The following is an 18,397-nucleotide window of genomic DNA, read 5'->3' on the forward strand; positions in this document are numbered from 1 at the left end:
CACCCATACCCCCTTTTTCCACCAGCAGAACTCGCCACTAACAGATACCCACCATGCGCCTCAAACTCTTTATTTTTGCCAGTCTCGTCAGCCTCAGCTTGCTCTTGGCCCTCGCCAGTAGCACCCCCGCTCAAGTCGATCACGGCGCTATGGAGGCTGCTGGACAAGCCGGTCAGTTTCAGCGGATTGAGCAACCCCTGTGGACTAAGGTGGCGGTCACCGGGGCGGGTTTGGGCTTGATCGGGCTAGAGCTATGGTGGTTTCTCTTTAGCCAACCCAAGTCTCGTCAGGCGACCACTACGGACGGGGTACAAGAAATTACCATCACCGTCGATGGGGGATATGAGCCCAGCCAGATTGTGGTGCAGGCGGGCCAGCCGGTGCGGCTCAATTTTTATCGTCAAGACCCCAGCAGTTGCCTGGAGGCGGTGCGATTCCCGGACTTTCGCATTGCTCAAGACTTGCCGATAGATCAGACCACCGCGATCGAGTTTACCCCTGCTGAACCCGGGCGTTACGAGTTTACCTGCGGCATGAACATGTTTCGCGGCACGGTGGAGGTAGTGGGCGATCGCACGGCTGCCAAGACCACGACAGCGGCTGCCCCCAGCCCTCAACACTAGCCCAGCGGTAATAATACCAAGGCATACGCAGCGCATCCAGCGCTACTCTGCGTCCAGCGCTGGGTGATGAGCGAGGCGATCGCCTCCGTATACTCCTAAATGATGGCGTCATTGCGATACTCAGTGACGTACAGCCTTATTCATGTTGCTTAAGTACAGTCCAAAGGGAACAGGGAGTAGGTGACAGGGAGCAGAGTGTACTTGTTTCACTTGCACACCGCTATATTTTACAGACCGGGGGGATTGGGTAAATGGCAACGACTTCATTTGTGTCAACTCGCCTACGGAGACAGGGCGCAAGCAGGATGATAAAACTGCCACGCATGTCAGGTAAGCCTCAATTGCCAATTAAAATTTTTTCGCTCAAAAAGTTACCATTTCTGAATAGCCATCCTGCAAACCTTGAATAGCAAGGGTTGTGGCGAGCTCTATTGACTGAAAGCCTGCTTTTCCACGTTAACCATTGCAAATCATTTTATAAATTCCTGATATGTAGTCGGTAGACTCATCTCTATAGCACTTTGCAGCATGCGTGGTTGCAGAATCATCCAACTCTATTCGTGCATAGCGCACCTTGCAAACCGTTAGCTTTTACCAGACTTACCGAACCTATGCCCAATTCTCATCCCCCTGATTTCAACCTTGGGGCGTCCTCGACCTGGCATCATCGTCATCTAACCCGGTTTACTGCCATGGCGCTGGCCATTGTGATGGTGTTTGCGCCCTTTAATCTTTTGGGGCAACCCCATGGATCGGCCCTAGCCGCCAGCTATTCCTCCTACGGCACCGACAAAGAAGCCGCCGCTGTGCAAGCAGCGGCTCCCCCGTCGGGCAAACCCAATATCGTCATTATTTGGGGCGACGACATCGGCCAGAGCGACATCAGCGCCTACACCAAAGGGCTAATGGGCTTTCGCACCCCCAATATTGATCGGGTTGCCGCCGAAGGCCTGCTGTTTACCGATTACTACGCTGAGCAAAGCTGTACTGCGGGTCGTTCGGCCTTCATTACCGGGCAAAGCGTCTTTCGCACCGGCCTCAGCAAGGTGGGTCTGCCTGGCGCAGACCTGGGACTCAGTTCTGAAGACCCTACCATTGCCGAACTGCTCAAAGAGCAGGGCTATGCCACCGCCCAGTTTGGTAAAAACCACCTAGGCGACAAAGACGAATTTTTGCCCACCAATCATGGGTTCGATGAGTTCTACGGCAACCTCTATCACCTGAATGCTGAGGAAGAACCCGAACTGCCGGATTATCCAAAGCCCGAAGAATTTCCTAATTTCGCCACAGTCTTTGGCCCTCGCGGCGTCATCCACAGCTATGCCGATGGCCGCATCGAAGATACCGGGCCATTGACCAAAAAGCGGATGGAAACCATTGACGATGACGTTGCTGAGCGATCGGTTGAGTACATCAAAGCGCAGGCGGGGACAGATGAGCCCTTCTTTTTGTGGACAAACTTCACCCACATGCATTTCCGTACCCACCCCCAGCCCGAGAGTATTGGCCAGGCGGGTCGCTGGCAGTCGCCCTACCACGATGTCATGATTGACCACGACAAAAATGTGGGTCAGGTGCTGGATGCAATCGACGAGGCGGGTATTGCCGACACCACCATTGTGTTGTACGCCACCGACAACGGCCCCCACATGAACACCTGGCCCGATGCGGCCATGACGCCCTTCCGGGGAGAAAAGGACACCGGCTGGGAAGGGGCATTTCGGGTGCCAGCCATGGTGCGCTGGCCGGGGCATATCGAGCCAGGAACTGTGACCAATGACTTTATGTCTCACATGGACTGGATGCCGACCCTGTTGGCCGCCGCTGGTGTACCCGATGTGAAAGACAAGCTGCTGACTGGTTACAAGGCTAGCGGCAAGCGCTTTAAGGTGCATCTGGATGGCTATAACTTTTTGCCCTACCTGACCGGCGAAACCACCGCCGCCCCGCGCAAGGAGTTCTATTACTTCTCTGATGACGGCGACCTGCTGGCCATGCGCTACGACAACTGGAAGGTGCATTTTGCCCAGCAGCGGGAAGCGGGCACCCTGGCCCTGTGGGGTGAGCCGTTTGTGGCTACTCGCATTCCCTGGTTGTACAATCTGCGCACCGACCCCTACGAAAAGGCTACCATTACCGCTAACACCTACTGGGATTGGTATCTGGATCACGTTTATCTGCTGCTGCCGGCCCAGAAATTTGTCGGTCAGTTTCTAGAGACCTTCAAGGCCTATCCTCCCCGGCAAAAGGCAGCTAGCTTCACCATTGATGATGCTCTGGAGATGCTGCAGAAGCAGCCCCACGCTTAGATATCTAGGCAAGTTCTGGGGGCTAGTCATTTTGCAGGGGCTGGGGGTTTAGAGCTTTGCTCTGCCCGCTGGGTGGGCAGCTTGCAAAACTGGTATGCAATCAAACCAAGGTATCTGAGGGGTATTGATGATAAACGACAGCCTGCTGGTCACTTTAGTTGGGGTACTTTGATGGGCCTAGGCGGGGCGGTGGTAGCTTTCGTCTACGTCGTCATTGTTTACGGCATCGGCATCTTTACTCCGGCCATCATCGCTATGCTGGCTTTTGCCAGTGAAACCGACTTTATGGCTCGCGAGATGAAGGCTGCCCAGGGGGCAGCCTTGGTGGATCTATTTTTAATTCTGGGGTTTATCGCCGCTATTCTCCTGGTAGAAAAGCTGGGCCGCATTCGGCTACAGGTGATTGGCTTTTGGGGTATGGCCAGGGGGTTAGGTCTGCTAGCGGCGTCTGGGCTATTGCCCAGCGGTAGCCGGGGCGAAATTGGGCTGGTTTTGGCCGAGTTTCTGGTCTTCAACCTGATGATCAATGCTGGCCCCAATGCCACTACGTTTTTGCTGTAGGAGGAGGTGTTTTCCACATCATCCCCTGAATCAGGAGGTTAGGTATGGAGTGGCTGCACCATATTGAAGGGGTTTTCCTTTCCATTGCCCAGATTGGCGAGGTGATGTTAGAGGGGATTGCGGTGTTTTGCGTCTTGATGGGCTTGAGCGCCACAGCTCAGCTAGTTTTAAAGCTGGTTCGGCACCGAAAAAGGGTAGAGTTTCCGTTTATTCAGGTGCGGCTAAAGTTTGGGCTGTGGCTGGCTCTGGCCCTGGAGTTTCAGCTGGGGGCCGATATTCTCAATACCACCATTGCCCCCACTACCGAAGCCCTCATTCGTCTGGCTGTGATTGCCGTGATTAGGACCTTTTTAAACTACTTTCTCAATAAAGAAATCGAAATTCAGATTGAAATGCGCGAGCAAGCCAAAGCCCATCGATACCGCAGCCTGTTTGTTGACGATTCGGAGGATGCAACCCATGAATGAGCCGATGCAAACGCCCTATCCGCCAAATGCCCAGGTTGAGCTGGCTCACGAGCGCAACCGCATTGCCGCCGATCGCTCATTGCTGTCGTTTGTCCGCAACAGCGTCACGCTGATCAGTACCGGGGTCGGGATTGATCAGGTGATTGGGAAATTGTCGCCCATTGCCCCCTTCATCAACGAATGGGTCTATCTGCTGAGTCTTGTTTTGGTTGGTCTTGGCGTCGTAAATTTACTTTTTGCTGCCTATGATTACCAAGGAGAAATGGAACGCCTGCGGCAGCCCGAATATTATTTCACGCCGCGCTGGTCCCTGGGTGCGGTGACCGGTTGGACGCTTTTTATCACCGGGCTGGTGGCGTTTATCAGGCTTTGATTCGGGAGTTTTAGTCAGGGTGAGAAAATCTCCTATGGTCGTCACAACCAAGATAAGAACCGCTAGGGGGTTGCCAAATAGCGTGATGTTGATCGCAGCAATCGAGGGCCACAACTTGCAGCCGCTGCTAGCTCCTAGCCGAATGCCTGGGGTTAGTGCTGGTGGGCCGTGCCTACCCTACCGTCAGCCAGGGTTCTTACAGCAGAAACAGAACCGCAAACAGCCCGGCACAACTGCTCAACAAAATAGCCAGGACGACAATGCGGTTCAGGTTATCGACCGACAGCCGCAGGTAGTCGGCCTGCTCGATGGTTTTAATTGCAATCCGGTGTTGGAGCAGGGCAATGGCCAGCAGCAGCAGGCCGATGCCGATAAACGCCTGACTGGTGATATGGGTGGCGGCCTCGGTCGTCAACGGGTTGACGTCAGGAAATCGCTGCCGCAGGCTGCGCGCGATCTGATCGATGGCAACGCCAAAGCCGATCAGGCTGAGGCAGTTGCCAATCCAGGCGTTGATGGTACGCTCAGCCGCCGCCCGATTGCGCTCCTTCGCCAACTCATTGGTCGGCCCAAACAACTTGGGTGGTTGAGCCGCACTCATAGACCTGGCTCTCGGATAGACTATTTAGCTCTGAGTTTAGCAAGCCGAGTCGAGTTTATGACGTTGAAGCCCTGTCATCCGAGTTAGCGGATTGGCCGATCGCGGATTGATCTCGCTGCTGATTGCCGACTTAGATAACTATAACCGCCATGAGTGATGCTAATTCAATGCCTCCGGTGCCTAACCCCGGTACCGAACTGGCCAAAGAGCGAAACCGAGCCGCCGAGGAGCGCACGCTGATGGCCTGGATTCGCACGGCCCTCTCGCTGATTGGCTTTGGCTTTGGTATTGACCGAATTGTGGCGACGATTGATCAGACGTTGGGCGGGGCCGTGAATCCAGTCCGGCTATCCCGCATTTTAGGCCTGTCGTTTGTGGCCCTGGGCACCCTGGCCTTGCTGTTCGCCGCCCTCGACCATCGCCACCAGCTGCACCGCATTCAGCGCAATGACTTGGTGTATGTCTCGCGCCATTCTCCGTCTTTGATCGTGGCCTACGTGCTCGCCTTTCTGGGTGCGATCGCCTTTGCCGGTATCTTGATTAGCCCCCTCGTGGCCGCACCTTGAACCGACGCGGCTCAATCAGCTGTGCCGGCCAGCATCACGTTTCACAATTCACTTGTTCTTTCTAGCCTTCCTGCTATGAGCAATCCTACTCAGCAATCTGTTCCTGCGGATAACCCACCAGCAATGCCCATTAATAATGAGCTGGCCATGCAGCGAACGGGCCTGGCAGAGAAACGTACTGACCTGGCCGAAAAGCGGACGGGGATGTCGGCTCAACGCTGGTCGCAGGGATTGACCGTGGCCATTGTGCTGTTGTTTTTAGGACTGGCGGCGTTTATACCTTTGGCACTTACTGGGGTTGAGCTGGCGGATGTGTTTACCCTCAATAGCCAGGTGGTGCAGACCCTGACGGCGATGACCATCTTTCTGCTGATGCTGACTCTGGGGGTCAAAACACCCCTGGCCAGTCTGGTCATTCTCTGGCAGCAGCCTGGGCTGCTGGGGCGATCGCTGCTGGCGGCCCTAGTGATATTTCCCTTAGGGGCCACGGTCATTGGCTATCTGTTTTTGCACGGACAACCGGAGGCGGCGGCGATCGGGCTGGGGCTGGCGGTGCTGGCGGCGTCACCGGGGGCACCACTCTTGACCCAGCGGGCCAGCATGGCCGGGGGCAATGTGGCGATCGCCACCAGTCTTCAGGTCACCCTGGCGACCCTGGCAGTCGTGACGACCCCGCTGACCCTGCTACTATTAACGGCTATCTTCGCTCGGGTACAGGCCAGTGCCGATTATCTGCTCATTGCGAAGCAGGTGCTAACGGTGCAGTTCTTGCCGCTGGGGCTAGGAATTTTGATTCGCAGCCTGGGTCGGGAGATGGCATCCGACGTTGGCGATCTGCTGACGACCGTGGCGAACACCCTGTTTATGGTGCTGCTGGTATTTTTGCTGGGGTTCAGCCTGGTGACGATTCCCACGGTGCCCTGGCGAGGGCTGGCGGTAATTCCGCTGGTGGTCGCGTTTGGGCTGATGTTTGGCCATCTTTTGGGTGGCCCTAATCTTGAGACGCGATCGTCGATCGCCACCGGCACCATTGCCCGCAATGCCGGCCTGGCCCTGTTTTTGGCTACCGCCAATGGAGCAATCCAGGCGATTCCGACCATCATCGCCTACATGGTGGTGGGGGCGATCGCGGCTTTGCCCTACAACGTTTGGATCAAGCGGCAGCAGCAGGCGATCGCCGAGGAGTAGCGCTGGCCATCTCCTCGGCGCTACTGGAAAACCCTTCTCGCTGTGGCGACGGCTATTCAAAGCATCCTCGCCAGGCTCTACGGCAGGCCTGAAAACGTTACACCATAGCTTTCTAGTATGAATTTGTTTTCGCTTCTATTGACCCTGACCAGCCTCTGCCTAATGGTATTGACCAGTGGTGCTCTGGCCGTCCCCAACGTCCTCGCCGCCCCGGCCACCCCCTGCCCCAGCGACATGGTGTATATTCCTGGCGGCACCTTCGCCATGGGGTCAGACAGCTCTGACTTTGTAGAAGAAAAAATCGCCGCAGATGTCACCGTCAGCAGCTTTTGCATTGAGCCCCACGAGGTCACCAACGCTCAGTTTGCCGAGTTTGTAGCGGCCACTGGCTACGTCACCGTGGCCGAGCGACCCCTATCAAAAGAGCAGTTCCCCGATTTATCTGACGACGATCGGGCACCGGGCTCGCTCGTGTTTAAGCCGCCTGAGGAAGGCATTCAGCAAGTCGCCTATCTGAGCTGGTGGCGCTGGACCCCCGGGGCTAGCTGGCGACACCCCTTCGGCCCCGACAGCGATATTCGGGGTAAAGACCATTATCCCGTGGTACATATCGCCTACAAAGACGCCGTGGCCTATGCCGCCTGGGCGAACCGCAAACTGCCCACCGAAGCCCAGTGGGAATACGCCGCTCGTGGCGGAGTCGAGGGCAGCACTTACACCTGGGGTGAACAGTACTCCGCTAGGCAGGCCAACACATGGCAGGGTCTGTTCCCATTTTTTAATACCAAAGCCGATGGTCACTTGGGCACAGCCCCGGTCATGTCGTTTTCGCCCAACGGGTATGGGCTCTACGACATGACCGGCAATGTCTGGGAACTCACCGCCGACTGGTACACCGTGCACCACGACGGTAATGCCCACAGCCAAGATCCGACCGGCCCCGCCCAGGCCCAGAGCTACGATCCCAAAAAGCCCCAAGACGGCGCTATGCACGTGATCAAAGGCGGCTCCTACCTGTGCGCTAAAAACTACTGCAGCCGCTACCGCCCGGCGGCCAGGGAATCGCAAGCGCTAGATACCGGTACGACTCATGTGGGGTTTCGTTTGGTGAAATCAGCCTCAAAGGAGGCCTCGACGGCTTGACTGCAAAAATTCAAAATCCGCCGCTGCACCAGCGTCCCAGCGTCTACCCGAGGTGATGTTTCCTAACCGCACGCCCTTTAAAAGCACACTCTATATACGGCTGCCTACATGCCTGATCGCCAAAGCAGGGCACCGACGCCTAGAGCGATCCACAGCAGGGTGGCTCGGCGGGTGAGGGCCAGGGCTTGCAGAATGCGATCGCCCGTAATCGGCACCACGGCATCCCCCAGTAGCGGCTTTTCCTGAATGTTGCCTCGGTATTGATTCTGCCCCCCCAGCTGCACGCCCAGGGTGGCGGCATAGGCGCATTCGCTCCAGCCCGCATTGGGGCTGGGGTCAGCGGCGGCGTCGCGACGGCACAGCGCCACCACATGACCAGGCTGACCCGACAGTAGGGCAATGGTCAATACCGTTAGGCGGCAGGGCAGCCAGGTAAGTGCATCTTCGAGCCGGGCGCTAAACCAGCCCAGGTGAGTGTAGGGGGCATCGCGGTAGCCAATCATCGAATCCAGCGTGCTGGCGGCTTTGTAGGCTAGTGCGATCGGCACGCTACCCACCGGTAGAAAAGCACCCACCAGGGCGTAGAAAAGCGGTGCCAGTACGCCATCGGTAGCATTTTCGCTCACGGTTTCTAGCACTGCTCTCAAGATCTCAGGTTCGTCCAGCGTCTCGGTATCGCGCCCCACATAGCGAGCCAGACGCTGCCGCGCCATGGAGATATCCCCACGCTCCAGCGGCGTCAGCACAGCCTCGGCGGCCTGACGCAGACTGCGCCCCGCCAGGCAACTGGCCAAAAGCACCGCCTCACAGCCCAGCCCCAGTAACGGGTGCAGGCGGCTGGCTACAGTCACCAGGCCCCACCCCACCGCCCCACTGCCAATGATGACGCTCAGACCCAGGACAACACCCAGGCCGCGCTCCCCTAGCGGCGATCGCTTCAGGGCCAGAATTTTCTCGGTGCCCCAGCTAATCGCTTGCCCGATAGCCTGTACCGGGTGGGGCCAGCCCCAGGGGTCGCCCACTAGGCGATCGCCCGCCGCTGCCAACACCAACACTGCCGCCCGACTAAACCACAAAACTGACATCATCCCCCTGGGCCGCCTGCCAACTGCGGGCATCGAAGTACAGATCTTCCAGGGAAATACTATAGAGCGCTTCCCTGAGCTTTTGGGAGAGGCGATTCCACACCGCAAAGGTGACCCAGTCTTCGGCCTGGTCGGCCTGGGGGCTGTGGCGGGGCAGTGGGTCTACCGCTTCGCCCACGGCCTCTAAGATCTGGCCCAAAAAAATCTGGTCAGCGGGCTTAGCCAGGCGATAGCCCCCGTGGGGGCCGCGCACCGATTCCAAAATGCCCGCCTGGCGCAGGGCAATGAGAAGTTTTTCGAGGTAGGGCGGCGGCAATCCCTGGCGACTGGCGATGGTGTTGACCGAGACCGGCTGCCGCGAGGGATGCAGCGTCAGGTCGAGCAAAGCCTTAACGCTGTAGTGGCCGCGAGTCGTAAGTTTCATAGCCCAGCTCGGCTCCTGATTGATCTGAAATAGGGTGATTGATTTGAAATAAGGCCCCATCGTCGGGGCGCCCCGACGATGGGCGATCGCAGCAGTAGCCCCACCCCAGAGCGTTATCTACCTGAGTGTAGGCTAGCGCTTTGCCCATGACCAAAAACCACCTTAGAACAAGCAGGCGGTTTGAAATTGTACCTGGCAACAGGCTTACTAGCTCGTTCACCATCGTCTACGCCAGCGTTAATTAGGCAGTTAAATCATCGAGATGACTATCATCTTTCTGAAAACTTGGATTAGGTAAAAATCTGCATCTCCTGACCAAAACCCGAAAAAAATCGGCGAATGTTTAGAGCCTTTAAAAAAAGAGAATGCAAAAACTATTTCGCTGTAGTATCATTTTGCCTGTTGTCATTAAAGTAGAGCTAGGGTGCGCAAGTTTGTTGCCCCTGCTCACATTGACTGGAGCAAACCGTTGTGAACGAGAATAGAGTTAATGGCTAACGCAACTCAGGTAGAACCACTGGTCGGCGAAGAACTTATACAAAAAGTCAAGAACCTTGACGAACTCAGCAAAGAAGATAAGGCTAAAGCCTGCGGCTATTACAGCGTGACGAAGGGAGGTAATCCCCGCGTCAACATGATGAAATTTCGTAACGCCCTGATCGAAGCCGAAGGGATTCAACTCGACAGTACCCAAAACGTTAACGGGCGCGGTGGCCGTAGTGCCAGCTATCGCCTTACGGTACAGTCTAACGGCAACCTCCTAATTGGCTCGACCTACACTAAGCAGATGGGCCTCAAGCCCGGTGATGAGTTTGAAATCACCCTCGGGCGTAAGCATATTCGTCTGAAGCAGCTTGGCGAAGACGGGGCTTTGTTAGGAGATGACGACGATTAAGACCGCCCCTAGGTGACCCGGTCTAGTCGAGCGATAAATGTGATCCGTTTTTAGGTCGCTTGAGTACAATGGGCAAACCAAGTCCGAAATGGGCTGGTTTGCTCTTTTTTAGTGACCCTCAGCTGTCAAATGGACTTGTCTTTAGCTGTCTTTAAGTAATTTAAACGCCCTAGGCGGCAGCTTTTTGTGTTCTGGTTTCGGGTTGTTGTATACCGCCTGAGCCCAAATAGGTAGGGTGTTAAAAGTAAGGGATTGTGTAGTTAGTCTATGAACTTTCCTATAGTTTTAGACATTGCCCTGGGGCTAGTCTTTATCTTCTTTGTCTTGAGTCTATTGGCAAGTGAGGCTCAGGAGATTATTGGCACGCTTTTGCAGTGGCGGGCCGAGCATTTAAAGCAATCTATTGAGGTTCTCTTAGCTGGTAATGAGCGCGACAAGGAGAAGGCGGCCCAAGCCCTGGCCGACGCCCTCTACGAGAGCCCCTGGATTCGCAGTTTAGACCAAGAAGCTAAGGGGTCGATCGCCCGTTCGTTCCGACAAATTTCGCATTTTATTGGCCGTGTTTATCGTACTGTTACCGGCCAGCGTAACGTGTTTGGGGTGGGCAAAACCAGCGGCCCGTCTTACATTCCCGCTGAAGCCTTTGCCAACAGTTTGCTAGAGCGGATGCAGCTGGGTGACCTATGGCAGGTGCTGGCCGACGATCGCATTGCTGGCTTTGCTCGCGATCGCCTGTTGGCCCCAGTGGCCAATATTCTCAGCGACCTCAAGGCCAGTACCGGTAACGAGTTTTTGCTCAATGCCGAGTTGCAGCAGCTCGAAGAAGGTGTCCATACGATTGTCGATGATTTTCGGGCGGGCATTGTCTCGCTGCCCGAAAGCCTCGATCGTTTGGTCAGTCGCCTCGATGACTTTAGCCTGATGGCCAAAGATATTTTGCCCGACAACCACCCCCTAACCGAGACATTTTTGCGCCGCCTAGACTACATCAAGCGCGGATTAGCCAGCACCTCTACCGAGAAAGCGGCCCTGCTCAGCAAGCTGCGGCCCAATGTGGCTAATCTGCTCGACGTGTTTGACCCCAATAGTGCGGTCTACGCTGAGCTCAGCCGTCTGGCTCAGGCCGATAACCCCACCGCCCAAGCCCTGCTCGATCAGCTAGGTCAGGCACCGATTACCCCGGCTCTACGCGACAGTCTGGCGGCGATCGCCAGCCGGGTTGAGGCCACCGCCGATGCCACTCGCGACGAGGTCAAGCGCTTTGGCTTTGAAATCGAGAAGTGGTTTGATCGCGGCATGGAGCGGGCCACTGGTGTTTACAAACGCAATGCCAAAGCCGTAGCCCTGCTGATTGGCATTGCCACCGCAGTGTCGATCAACGCCGACACCTTTCACATTGCCACTCGCCTGGCGGTTGACCCCATTCTACGAACTTCGATTACCCAGACCGCCGACCAGCTTGTGGCCGACTCCAGTGGCGACTTTAATGACAGCATTGGCCAAATGCAGGAGGCCGTTAACCAGGCCCTAGACGAGATTCCGTTTCCCCTGGGCTATAACGATGTTGTCATCCAGCAGCAGCTGGCGGCTGAAGAAACATGGCCCGTCAAGTTTATTCCCCGTCGTCTGCTGGGCTGGCTAGTGAGCGGCTTTGCGATTTCCATGGGGTCGACCTTTTGGTTTAACGTGCTCAAGAAAGTGGTGAATGTGCGCAACACGGGCGAGAAGGCAGAGTAGTAGCGGGCGGTGAAGGTGGTGGCTATGGTCTACAGCCGGGGGAGCCGAGGAGCCGGGGAGCCGGGGTCGGTACAATCGCTGCATGTATCGGGGAGAAAGCCAGTGGTCGCGATCGAGGCCTGCGGATTAAATCGGGATGGGGGTGAATACCGTTGCCAACAGCCCCTCAACCTCTACAAAACGCCCCGCCTAGAAGGGTTGGTGACCCAGGCGGCGGCAGGGCGCCAGCTGTGGCTAGCCGACAGCCCCGAGCAGGGGGCCTGGGCCGTTACCCTCTGCGCAGACAATTACTCCGGCTGGATTAGCGATCGCGATCGCACCACCCTAGCACCCGCTGCACGGCCCTATCGTGCACGGCCCCTCGATCGCGCCGCCATTGTGCCCCGTCTACCTGCGGTCATTGGCTTTACCCATCGGGCCATGGCCACCCCCAATACCTACCTATGGGGCGGCACGGTCGAGCCCAATTTTGACTGTTCTGGGCTGATGCAGACCGCCTTTGCGGCGGCGGGCATTTGCCTGCCCCGCGACTCGTACCAGCAAGAAGCCTTTACCCAACCCATCGCCTGGGACGACCTGGAGCCAGGCGACCTGGTCTTTTTTGGGACTCCCGATCGCACCAAGCATGTGGGGCTCTACCTGGGGCAGGGTAACTATATCCACAGCTCCGGCATTGACCAGGGGCGCAACGGCATTGGCATTGATTCGCTTGTCGATCTGGCCCACCCGGTCAGCGCCGCCTACTATCCTCAGCGCCGCCGCCCGGGCCGGGTCATGGCCAGCTACTGCCCCGGCAATCTGGTGGGTTAGCTCCAGTTGAGAGCCCCCATGATGGCTCGACTTGAGGGATGAAAAATATCCCGTTGCGCAGGGCTAAATTTCACCGTCGTACACCTGTAGACTCAGGTCACATCATCCGATCGCTTGCGCTGACCTGGTCGTCTCTCTCTGGCTGCTATGCTCTCCTCCATCCACCCACCTGCGTCATCTGTCCTCCCCCAGGAAATAGCCCCGATCGACATTTCGGTCGTGGTGCCCATCTACAACGAATACGACAGTCTGCCTGCCCTGGTCGAGGCCGTCACCGCTGTACTCACCCCCCTGGGTCGTCCCTGGGAACTGATCTGCATCGACGACGGCTCCACCGACGGCTCTAGCGATCGCCTGCGAGAGCTAACCCAGCCATACCCCCAACTGCGAGCCGTTATCTTGCGCCGCAACTACGGTCAAACGGCAGCCATGGCCGCCGGGTTTGACCTGGCCCGAGGCCCGGTAGTAGTCACCATGGATGGTGACCTGCAAAACGATCCGGTCGATATTCCCCACCTGATCGAGCGTCTTGACGAGGGCTATGACCTGGTCAGCGGCTGGCGCAAAAATCGCCAAGACAACACCCTGACGCGGCTGATTCCGTCGAAAATTGCCAACTGGCTGATCGGCACCGTTACCGGCGTTGAGCTGCACGACTACGGCTGCTCGATGAAGGCCTACCGGGCCGAGGTGATTCACGACCTCAACCTCTACGGCGAACTGCACCGCTTTTTGCCCGCCCTGGCGGTGATCGAAGGGGCCCGCATTACCGAAATGCCCGTCACCCACCACCGCCGCCGCTTTGGTACCAGCAAATACGGCCTGGGCCGTACCCTGCGGGTGATGATGGACATGCTCACCGTCTATTTTATGAAAAAGTTTCTGACCCGCCCTATGCATATTTTTGGCAGTCTAGGGTTGATATCGATGGTGGCCGGGGTGGCCCTGGGCATTTACCTCACCCTGGTGAAAATTTTGGCGGGTCAGGATATTGGCGATCGCCCTCTTTTGGTCTTAGCCGTTGTGCTGCTGCTGGCGGGCATTCAGCTATTTAGCTTTGGCCTGCTGGCCGAGCTGCTGATGCGCACCTACCACGAATCGCAGCAACGACCGATCTACCGGGTGCGCGAGGTGGTGAGTACTGGGGGTGAGCCGTAGTCGTGATTGAGCGCACCCTGAGCGCAAGCAGGGGTGAAAGAAACCAAATCCCAAACCGAGCCGAACTTGGCGGCCCCCAAGGGCAGAGGAGCTAGGGGCACAACCCAGAAAATACGTCCAGGTAGGGGCGCAGGCCCTGCGCCCTAGCGAGAAACCTCGAAGAATTTGGGGGTCTCTATTACCCAGTTCTCCCAAGACAACTAAAAGAGGCTGGTGAGCGATCGCAGCATATTCTGCGGATTCAGAGCATCCTCTGCCGCTGTGGGCTCATAGCCACAGTGCACCATGCAGTCGGCACACTGGGGGTTGCCGCTCTTGTGGCCATACTGATCCCAGTCGGTGTTGTCGAGCAGTTCTTGAAAGGTCTCGTAGTGGCCTTCGTTGAGCAAATAGCAGGGCTTTTGCCAGCCCAACACGCTATAGCTGGGGCTGCCCCAGGGAGTGCAGTCGTAGTCTTTTTGCCCCATCAAAAAGTCTAAAAAGAGCGGGTTGTGGTTAAACTCCCACTGCTTTTTGCCCGCGGTAAACGGGGCCAAAATTTCTCTAAACAGCGCCTTTGTTTGCTCCCGCTTGAGAAAGTGATCCTGGTTGGGAGCCCACTCATAGCTGTAGCCCGGCGACACCATCATGCCGTCGACCTTGAGTTCTGTCAGGTAGTCAAACAGATCTTGAATCTCCTGGGGGTCGGTGCCCTCAAACACGGTGGTGTTGGTGGTGACCCGAAACCTCCGCGCTTTGGCAGCCCGAATGGCGCTGATGGCGACATCAAACACACCCGCGCGATCGACACAGTGATCGTGCAGCGCTTTCATGCCGTCGAGGTGCACGCTGAAGGTGAGATAGGGCGACGGCGTAAACTTGGCGAGGCTTTTTTCGAGCAGCAGACCGTTGGTGCAGAGATAGACAAACTTTCGGCGATCGACCAGCCCCTGCACAATTTCATCAATCTGCGGATGCAGCAGCGGTTCCCCACCGGGAATCGACACCACTGGAGCCCCGCACTCTTCAGCCGCCGCGAAGCAGTCTGCGGGGGATAAATTTTGTTTCAAGATCTCCTTGGGGTGCTGAATCTTGCCACAGCCCGAGCAGGCTAGGTTGCAGCGAAACAGGGGCTCTAGCATCAGCACCAGAGGGTACTGCTTGCGACCTTTGAGGCGCTGGGTCACCAGATACTGCCCCACGCCTAGGGCCTGCTGCATGTGAATGGCCATATCTCTTCACTCCTCGGGTGTGATGGTTCGAAGGTAAACCCTGCATCAGGGCGGCTTGCACCGGGGCGGTTGCTAATGCCAGTCCTTCGAAGCCTGAGATTAAATATTTAACCACCGTAGTTCATTTTGGAGAGAACGGTTGTCTTCAGCCCAATATCACGCTCTCCTAAATCTCGTCATGCCGTTATTTCTGGTGCCAGAATGAAGCATCTTGACTGTTTTAACCGGTTTAGCCCGCACCTATCACTGGAGGCAACGCGGTTCACAGATGCCTCAGGTATTGGTACTCTCAGGTACCGCCTATAGCGAACTTAGGCGCCGTTAATGCTCTATTAATGCTTGCTGGCCGAAATTCAACCAATATGGTCGAAAATCCAAGTAGTGTGAGGAGATCGCTCGATGCCATCTATCAAATCTGCGCTGGACTTGCTGAAGGAGACTAGCAGAACCTTCTTTATCCCGATTAGCTTGCTGCCCAACCGCCTCCAGGAGGCGGTTGCTTCGGCATACCTGTGCATGAGAGCGATTGACCAGATCGAAGACCACCCCACCCTAGACAGTGACACTAAGGTAAAGCTGTTGCGCCAGCTGAGCCTCAACCTGCAGGCGGGTACAGAAGCCTCGGAGGTAGACGATTTTATCGCCGGGTTTGACGGCTACGAGCATCAGCTGGAGGAAGTAACCCTCCGAATTGGTGAGTGGGCCTTATTGGCCCCCGATACGATCGCCCCCCGCATCTGGGATGCCACCGCCGCCATGGCCGATCGCATGGCCTACTGGGTTGAGCAAAACTGGACGATCAAAACCGAAGCCGATCTCGATCGCTACACCTTTAGCGTGGCCGGGGCTGTGGGGCTGATGCTGTCTGACCTGTGGGCCTGGTACGACGGCACCGAAACCAGCCGCATGGAGGCGATCGGCTTTGGCCGTGGCCTGCAATCGGTAAATATTTTGCGCAATCACCTGGAAGACAGCGATCGCGGCGTCGACTTCTTCCCTGACGGGTGGACGGCAGATGACATGCAGCGCTATGCTCGTCGCAACCTAAAGATGGCCGATGCCTACACTCAGGCCCTGCCCCAGGGGCCTGCTCTGCTGTTTTGCCGCATTCCCCTGGCCCTGGCCCACGCCACCGTCGATGCGCTAGCCCAGGGCCGTGAGAAGCTGAGTCGGGCTGACGTGATGGCGATCGTGACGCCGCTCCTCGGCATTGGCAAATCTAACGGTCTTATGACTAAAGTCTAATGAGCATCTTCTATCTCTTAAATGATTCACGTTTACGACCAAAATCGTCGTCTGCGATGTTTGCTAAAGCCCTCGGACGGTTGGGCTTTTAGGCTGGTCTCGGTCTTGGTCTATTAATGTCCATTACTGGCTACAAGCTTGGGCCATCTAGCACCACTGTTCTCAACATACAAGGGGCGCTAAGGAGCCAAGCGATCCGGAACGGTGGACATATTTCAGCCTTCGAGTACTAGCCAAGCAGCTGTGACTCCCGCAGCGTCTTACCGTGCGGTTACAACAGACAATACTCCTCGGTGTATCGTCTGAGATTACTTAGTTTATCCAAAGCCATAAAGCATCGGCCTGGGCTACGTCGATAGTTTGGCCCTGCTTGCTTTCCCAATTAAAACCAGCTGAACCAGGTATGGGGTGGTCTCTGACGGCTTTCTGCATGGGCTATACATATGAGCCAGGTAGGGGTGGTCTCTGACGGCTTTCTGCATTGGCAATGCCTATGCGATCGCATTCTAGATATAACTAGGACTTATATTTTATATATGTAACATTAACAAAACTTGCCTATTAAAGGTATTCCCTTCTTGACCGTCTAACCATAAGATTACCTACATGGAAAGAATTGATCTCATTTACTGAAGTCAATGGAGCTTTTAGCGTTACTGCCTAAAAAGTTCCTATCTGACCATGGTAAGGCAGTCGTCTACATAACCCCATGGGAGGCAATTGTTACCTTGTGGATTCTGTGGAGGAGTGTATGGAGTGGCGGGTTGACTCGCTGCTCACTCGGATGCTTGGAGCCAGTCAGGATTCAAGGCTACCCTTGCCTGCCGCCCTAACCCCTAACCCCTAAGACCTGATTCAAGGAGGAATTACACCGTGGATTTCTTGTTAGATTTCTTGACGAAATTCGGGGAGCAGTTGCAGTCTCCGACACTTGGCTTTTTGATTGGTGGTATTGTCGCCGCCGCTCTCGGTAGCCAACTGGCCATTCCAGATGCGGCCTATCAGTTTATCGTCTTCATGCTGCTCATGAAAGTCGGCCTGACCGGTGGCCAGGGAATCCGCGAATCCAATTTGACGGAGATTCTGTTGCCCGCGCTGTTCGCTGTGATAACGGGGATCCTGATTGTATTCATCGCGAGCTACACGCTGGCCAAGCTGCGGGGCATCAAAACCGTAGATGCGCTTGCGACCGGGGGCTTGTTTGGGGCCGTAAGTGGCTCTACCCTCGCCGCTGGCATCACGGTACTGGAAGGGCAAGGCGTTCAATATGAGGCCTGGGCCGGCGCACTCTATCCCTTTATGGATATCCCAGCGCTCGTGACGGCGATCGTCTTGGCCAGTATTTATACCAACAAGCAGAAGCGCGACAAGTATCGCAAAAATGAAGAGTATCTCAGAAAAGAGGAGTATATCGGAGGGCAGGGCGGTGGTACCCCTGTTCTCACCGAGACGGGCGGCTCTGCAGATGAGCGAGTCCAGATCTGGCCCATCATCAAGGAAAGCCTCCAAGGCTCTGCCCTATCGGCACTGCTACTCGGTCTCGCTCTAGGCCTGCTGACCCAGCCTGCAAGCGTCTATGAAAGCTTCTACGATCCCCTCTTCCGCGGCCTGCTTTCGGTACTGATGGTGATTATGGGGATGGAGGCTTGGGCACGACTCAATGAGCTGCGTAAGGTGGCTCAATGGTATGCTCTGTATGCTTTTGTGGCACCATTTCTGCATGGGTTTATCGCCTTCGGTCTCGGCATGATTGCCCACTACGCTACGGGGTTCAGCCTTGGCGGCGTAGCACTCCTGGCCATCATTGCTGCTTCCAGTTCAGACATCTCAGGGCCACCCACGTTGCGGGCCGGTATCCCGACGGCCAATCCCTCCGCCTATATCGGCGCGTCCACGGCTGTCGGCACACCGGTTGCCATTGCATTGTGCATACCGCTCTTCGTGGGGATCGCCCAGGCGATGTCGGGCAGCTAATCCCAGACGGCTCCGGTCTGCCGGTAC

Annotated in this window: 19 protein-coding genes; 14 read left to right on the top strand and 5 right to left on the bottom strand. The window is 56.4% G+C overall.

Features of this window, described 5'->3' with window-relative positions; genetic code table 11:
* Positions 1–53: 53 nt before the first annotated feature.
* The 5 genes from IQ254_RS13520 to IQ254_RS13540 all read left to right on the top strand — a co-directional run bounded on the left by IQ254_RS13520 (position 54) and on the right by IQ254_RS13540 (position 4,333).
* The gene (locus tag IQ254_RS13520; protein WP_193966681.1) at positions 54–623 is read left to right on the top strand and encodes a cupredoxin domain-containing protein; all 570 of its coding nucleotides are present in this window, start codon (positions 54–56) and stop codon (positions 621–623) included.
* A 611-nt stretch (positions 624–1,234) separates the two neighbouring features.
* On the top strand, positions 1,235–2,932 hold the full coding sequence (locus IQ254_RS13525; RefSeq protein WP_228040656.1) for an arylsulfatase: 1,698 nt from the start codon (positions 1,235–1,237) through the stop codon (positions 2,930–2,932).
* A 189-nt stretch (positions 2,933–3,121) separates the two neighbouring features.
* A complete protein-coding gene (locus IQ254_RS13530) occupies positions 3,122–3,493 on the top strand; it encodes a hypothetical protein (RefSeq protein ID WP_193966682.1) in 372 nt (123 codons plus the stop codon).
* Positions 3,494–3,537: 44 nt separating this feature from the next.
* Positions 3,538–3,960 carry a DUF1622 domain-containing protein gene (locus IQ254_RS13535; RefSeq protein ID WP_193966683.1) on the top strand — a complete coding sequence of 141 codons (423 nt, stop codon included), beginning with the start codon at positions 3,538–3,540 and terminating at the stop codon, positions 3,958–3,960.
* Positions 3,953–4,333: a DUF202 domain-containing protein gene (locus IQ254_RS13540; RefSeq protein WP_193966684.1), complete on the top strand. Its 381-nt coding sequence runs from the start codon at positions 3,953–3,955 to the stop codon at positions 4,331–4,333. Before IQ254_RS13535 ends, IQ254_RS13540 begins: the two co-directional genes overlap by 8 nt.
* Before the next feature lie 196 nt (positions 4,334–4,529).
* Here the strand turns inward: IQ254_RS13540 and IQ254_RS13545 are convergent, their stop codons facing one another.
* The gene (locus IQ254_RS13545; RefSeq protein ID WP_193966685.1) at positions 4,530–4,934 is read right to left on the bottom strand and encodes a YidH family protein; all 405 of its coding nucleotides are present in this window, start codon (positions 4,932–4,934) and stop codon (positions 4,530–4,532) included.
* 149 nt (positions 4,935–5,083) lie between these two features.
* On the opposite strand from IQ254_RS13545, the gene IQ254_RS13550 reads away from it, so the two are divergent.
* The 3 genes from IQ254_RS13550 (at position 5,084) to IQ254_RS13560 (ending at position 7,831) form a co-directional block, all read left to right on the top strand.
* Positions 5,084–5,500 carry a YidH family protein gene (locus IQ254_RS13550; RefSeq protein WP_193966686.1) on the top strand — a complete coding sequence of 139 codons (417 nt, stop codon included), beginning with the start codon at positions 5,084–5,086 and terminating at the stop codon, positions 5,498–5,500.
* Between the two features lie 123 nt (positions 5,501–5,623).
* Entirely contained in the window at positions 5,624–6,688 is a 1,065-nt protein-coding gene (locus tag IQ254_RS13555; protein ID WP_193966710.1) for a bile acid:sodium symporter family protein, read from the top strand.
* Between the two features lie 162 nt (positions 6,689–6,850).
* Complete coding sequence (locus IQ254_RS13560) at positions 6,851–7,831, top strand: formylglycine-generating enzyme family protein (RefSeq protein ID WP_278000324.1); 981 nt, start codon at positions 6,851–6,853, stop codon at positions 7,829–7,831.
* 104 nt (positions 7,832–7,935) lie between these two features.
* Here the strand turns inward: IQ254_RS13560 and cbiB are convergent, their stop codons facing one another.
* The 3 genes from cbiB to IQ254_RS13575 are packed head-to-tail and all read right to left on the bottom strand — an operon-like array spanning position 7,936 to position 9,488.
* Positions 7,936–8,919, bottom strand: a complete 984-nt coding sequence (cbiB, locus tag IQ254_RS13565) for an adenosylcobinamide-phosphate synthase CbiB (RefSeq protein WP_193966688.1) — start codon at positions 8,917–8,919, stop codon at positions 7,936–7,938.
* The gene (locus IQ254_RS13570; RefSeq protein ID WP_193966689.1) at positions 8,897–9,340 is read right to left on the bottom strand and encodes an RrF2 family transcriptional regulator; all 444 of its coding nucleotides are present in this window, start codon (positions 9,338–9,340) and stop codon (positions 8,897–8,899) included. Before IQ254_RS13570 ends, cbiB begins: the two co-directional genes overlap by 23 nt.
* On the bottom strand, positions 9,306–9,488 hold the full coding sequence (locus IQ254_RS13575) for a hypothetical protein (RefSeq protein WP_193966690.1): 183 nt from the start codon (positions 9,486–9,488) through the stop codon (positions 9,306–9,308). Before IQ254_RS13575 ends, IQ254_RS13570 begins: the two co-directional genes overlap by 35 nt.
* Positions 9,489–9,830: 342 nt before the next feature.
* Between IQ254_RS13575 and IQ254_RS13580 the strand changes: the two genes are divergently transcribed.
* From IQ254_RS13580 to IQ254_RS13595, 4 genes are all read left to right on the top strand, one after another.
* A complete protein-coding gene (locus IQ254_RS13580) occupies positions 9,831–10,235 on the top strand; it encodes an AbrB family transcriptional regulator (RefSeq protein WP_193966691.1) in 405 nt (134 codons plus the stop codon).
* A 267-nt stretch (positions 10,236–10,502) separates the two neighbouring features.
* Positions 10,503–11,972, top strand: coding sequence for a hypothetical protein (locus tag IQ254_RS13585; RefSeq protein ID WP_193966692.1), 1,470 nt, complete (start codon positions 10,503–10,505; stop codon positions 11,970–11,972).
* A gap of 18 nt (positions 11,973–11,990) precedes the next feature.
* Positions 11,991–12,782, top strand: a complete 792-nt coding sequence (locus IQ254_RS13590; protein ID WP_369011304.1) for a C40 family peptidase — start codon at positions 11,991–11,993, stop codon at positions 12,780–12,782.
* A 147-nt stretch (positions 12,783–12,929) separates the two neighbouring features.
* On the top strand, positions 12,930–13,940 hold the full coding sequence (locus IQ254_RS13595; RefSeq protein WP_193966693.1) for a glycosyltransferase family 2 protein: 1,011 nt from the start codon (positions 12,930–12,932) through the stop codon (positions 13,938–13,940).
* Between the two features lie 200 nt (positions 13,941–14,140).
* Here IQ254_RS13595 and hpnH read toward each other — a convergent pair whose 3' ends face one another.
* Positions 14,141–15,151, bottom strand: coding sequence for an adenosyl-hopene transferase HpnH (gene hpnH, locus IQ254_RS13600; RefSeq protein WP_193966694.1), 1,011 nt, complete (start codon positions 15,149–15,151; stop codon positions 14,141–14,143).
* Between the two features lie 399 nt (positions 15,152–15,550).
* Here hpnH and IQ254_RS13605 point away from each other — a divergent pair, with 399 nt between their 5' ends.
* Together IQ254_RS13605 and IQ254_RS13610 are read left to right on the top strand one after the other, a co-directional pair.
* A complete protein-coding gene (locus IQ254_RS13605) occupies positions 15,551–16,396 on the top strand; it encodes a squalene/phytoene synthase family protein (protein ID WP_193966695.1) in 846 nt (281 codons plus the stop codon).
* An 873-nt stretch (positions 16,397–17,269) separates the two neighbouring features.
* Entirely contained in the window at positions 17,270–18,370 is a 1,101-nt protein-coding gene (locus tag IQ254_RS13610; protein ID WP_193966696.1) for a sodium-dependent bicarbonate transport family permease, read from the top strand.
* The last annotated feature ends 27 nt before the right edge of the window (positions 18,371–18,397 follow it).

The organism is Nodosilinea sp. LEGE 07088 (assembly GCF_015207395.1).
Taxonomy (GTDB): Bacteria; Cyanobacteriota; Cyanobacteriia; order Phormidesmidales; family Phormidesmidaceae; genus Nodosilinea.

Excerpts from the sequence above, each read along its gene's own strand:
- IQ254_RS13560 (WP_278000324.1), top strand. The coding sequence starts at position 6,851 with ATGGTATTGACCAGTGGTGCTCTGGCCGTCCCCAACGTCCTCGCCGCC.
- IQ254_RS13550 (WP_193966686.1), top strand. The coding sequence starts at position 5,084 with ATGAGTGATGCTAATTCAATGCCTCCGGTGCCTAACCCCGGTACCGAA.
- hpnH (WP_193966694.1), bottom strand. The coding sequence starts at position 15,151 with ATGGCCATTCACATGCAGCAGGCCCTAGGCGTGGGGCAGTATCTGGTG.
- IQ254_RS13520 (WP_193966681.1), top strand. The coding sequence starts at position 54 with ATGCGCCTCAAACTCTTTATTTTTGCCAGTCTCGTCAGCCTCAGCTTG.
- IQ254_RS13545 (WP_193966685.1), bottom strand. The coding sequence starts at position 4,934 with ATGAGTGCGGCTCAACCACCCAAGTTGTTTGGGCCGACCAATGAGTTG.
- IQ254_RS13580 (WP_193966691.1), top strand. The coding sequence starts at position 9,831 with ATGGCTAACGCAACTCAGGTAGAACCACTGGTCGGCGAAGAACTTATA.
- IQ254_RS13535 (WP_193966683.1), top strand. The coding sequence starts at position 3,538 with ATGGAGTGGCTGCACCATATTGAAGGGGTTTTCCTTTCCATTGCCCAG.
- IQ254_RS13570 (WP_193966689.1), bottom strand. The coding sequence starts at position 9,340 with ATGAAACTTACGACTCGCGGCCACTACAGCGTTAAGGCTTTGCTCGAC.
- IQ254_RS13575 (WP_193966690.1), bottom strand. The coding sequence starts at position 9,488 with ATGGGCAAAGCGCTAGCCTACACTCAGGTAGATAACGCTCTGGGGTGG.
- cbiB (WP_193966688.1), bottom strand. The coding sequence starts at position 8,919 with ATGATGTCAGTTTTGTGGTTTAGTCGGGCGGCAGTGTTGGTGTTGGCA.
- IQ254_RS13585 (WP_193966692.1), top strand. The coding sequence starts at position 10,503 with ATGAACTTTCCTATAGTTTTAGACATTGCCCTGGGGCTAGTCTTTATC.
- IQ254_RS13605 (WP_193966695.1), top strand. The coding sequence starts at position 15,551 with ATGCCATCTATCAAATCTGCGCTGGACTTGCTGAAGGAGACTAGCAGA.
- IQ254_RS13555 (WP_193966710.1), top strand. The coding sequence starts at position 5,624 with ATGCCCATTAATAATGAGCTGGCCATGCAGCGAACGGGCCTGGCAGAG.
- IQ254_RS13525 (WP_228040656.1), top strand. The coding sequence starts at position 1,235 with ATGCCCAATTCTCATCCCCCTGATTTCAACCTTGGGGCGTCCTCGACC.
- IQ254_RS13595 (WP_193966693.1), top strand. The coding sequence starts at position 12,930 with ATGCTCTCCTCCATCCACCCACCTGCGTCATCTGTCCTCCCCCAGGAA.
- IQ254_RS13540 (WP_193966684.1), top strand. The coding sequence starts at position 3,953 with ATGAATGAGCCGATGCAAACGCCCTATCCGCCAAATGCCCAGGTTGAG.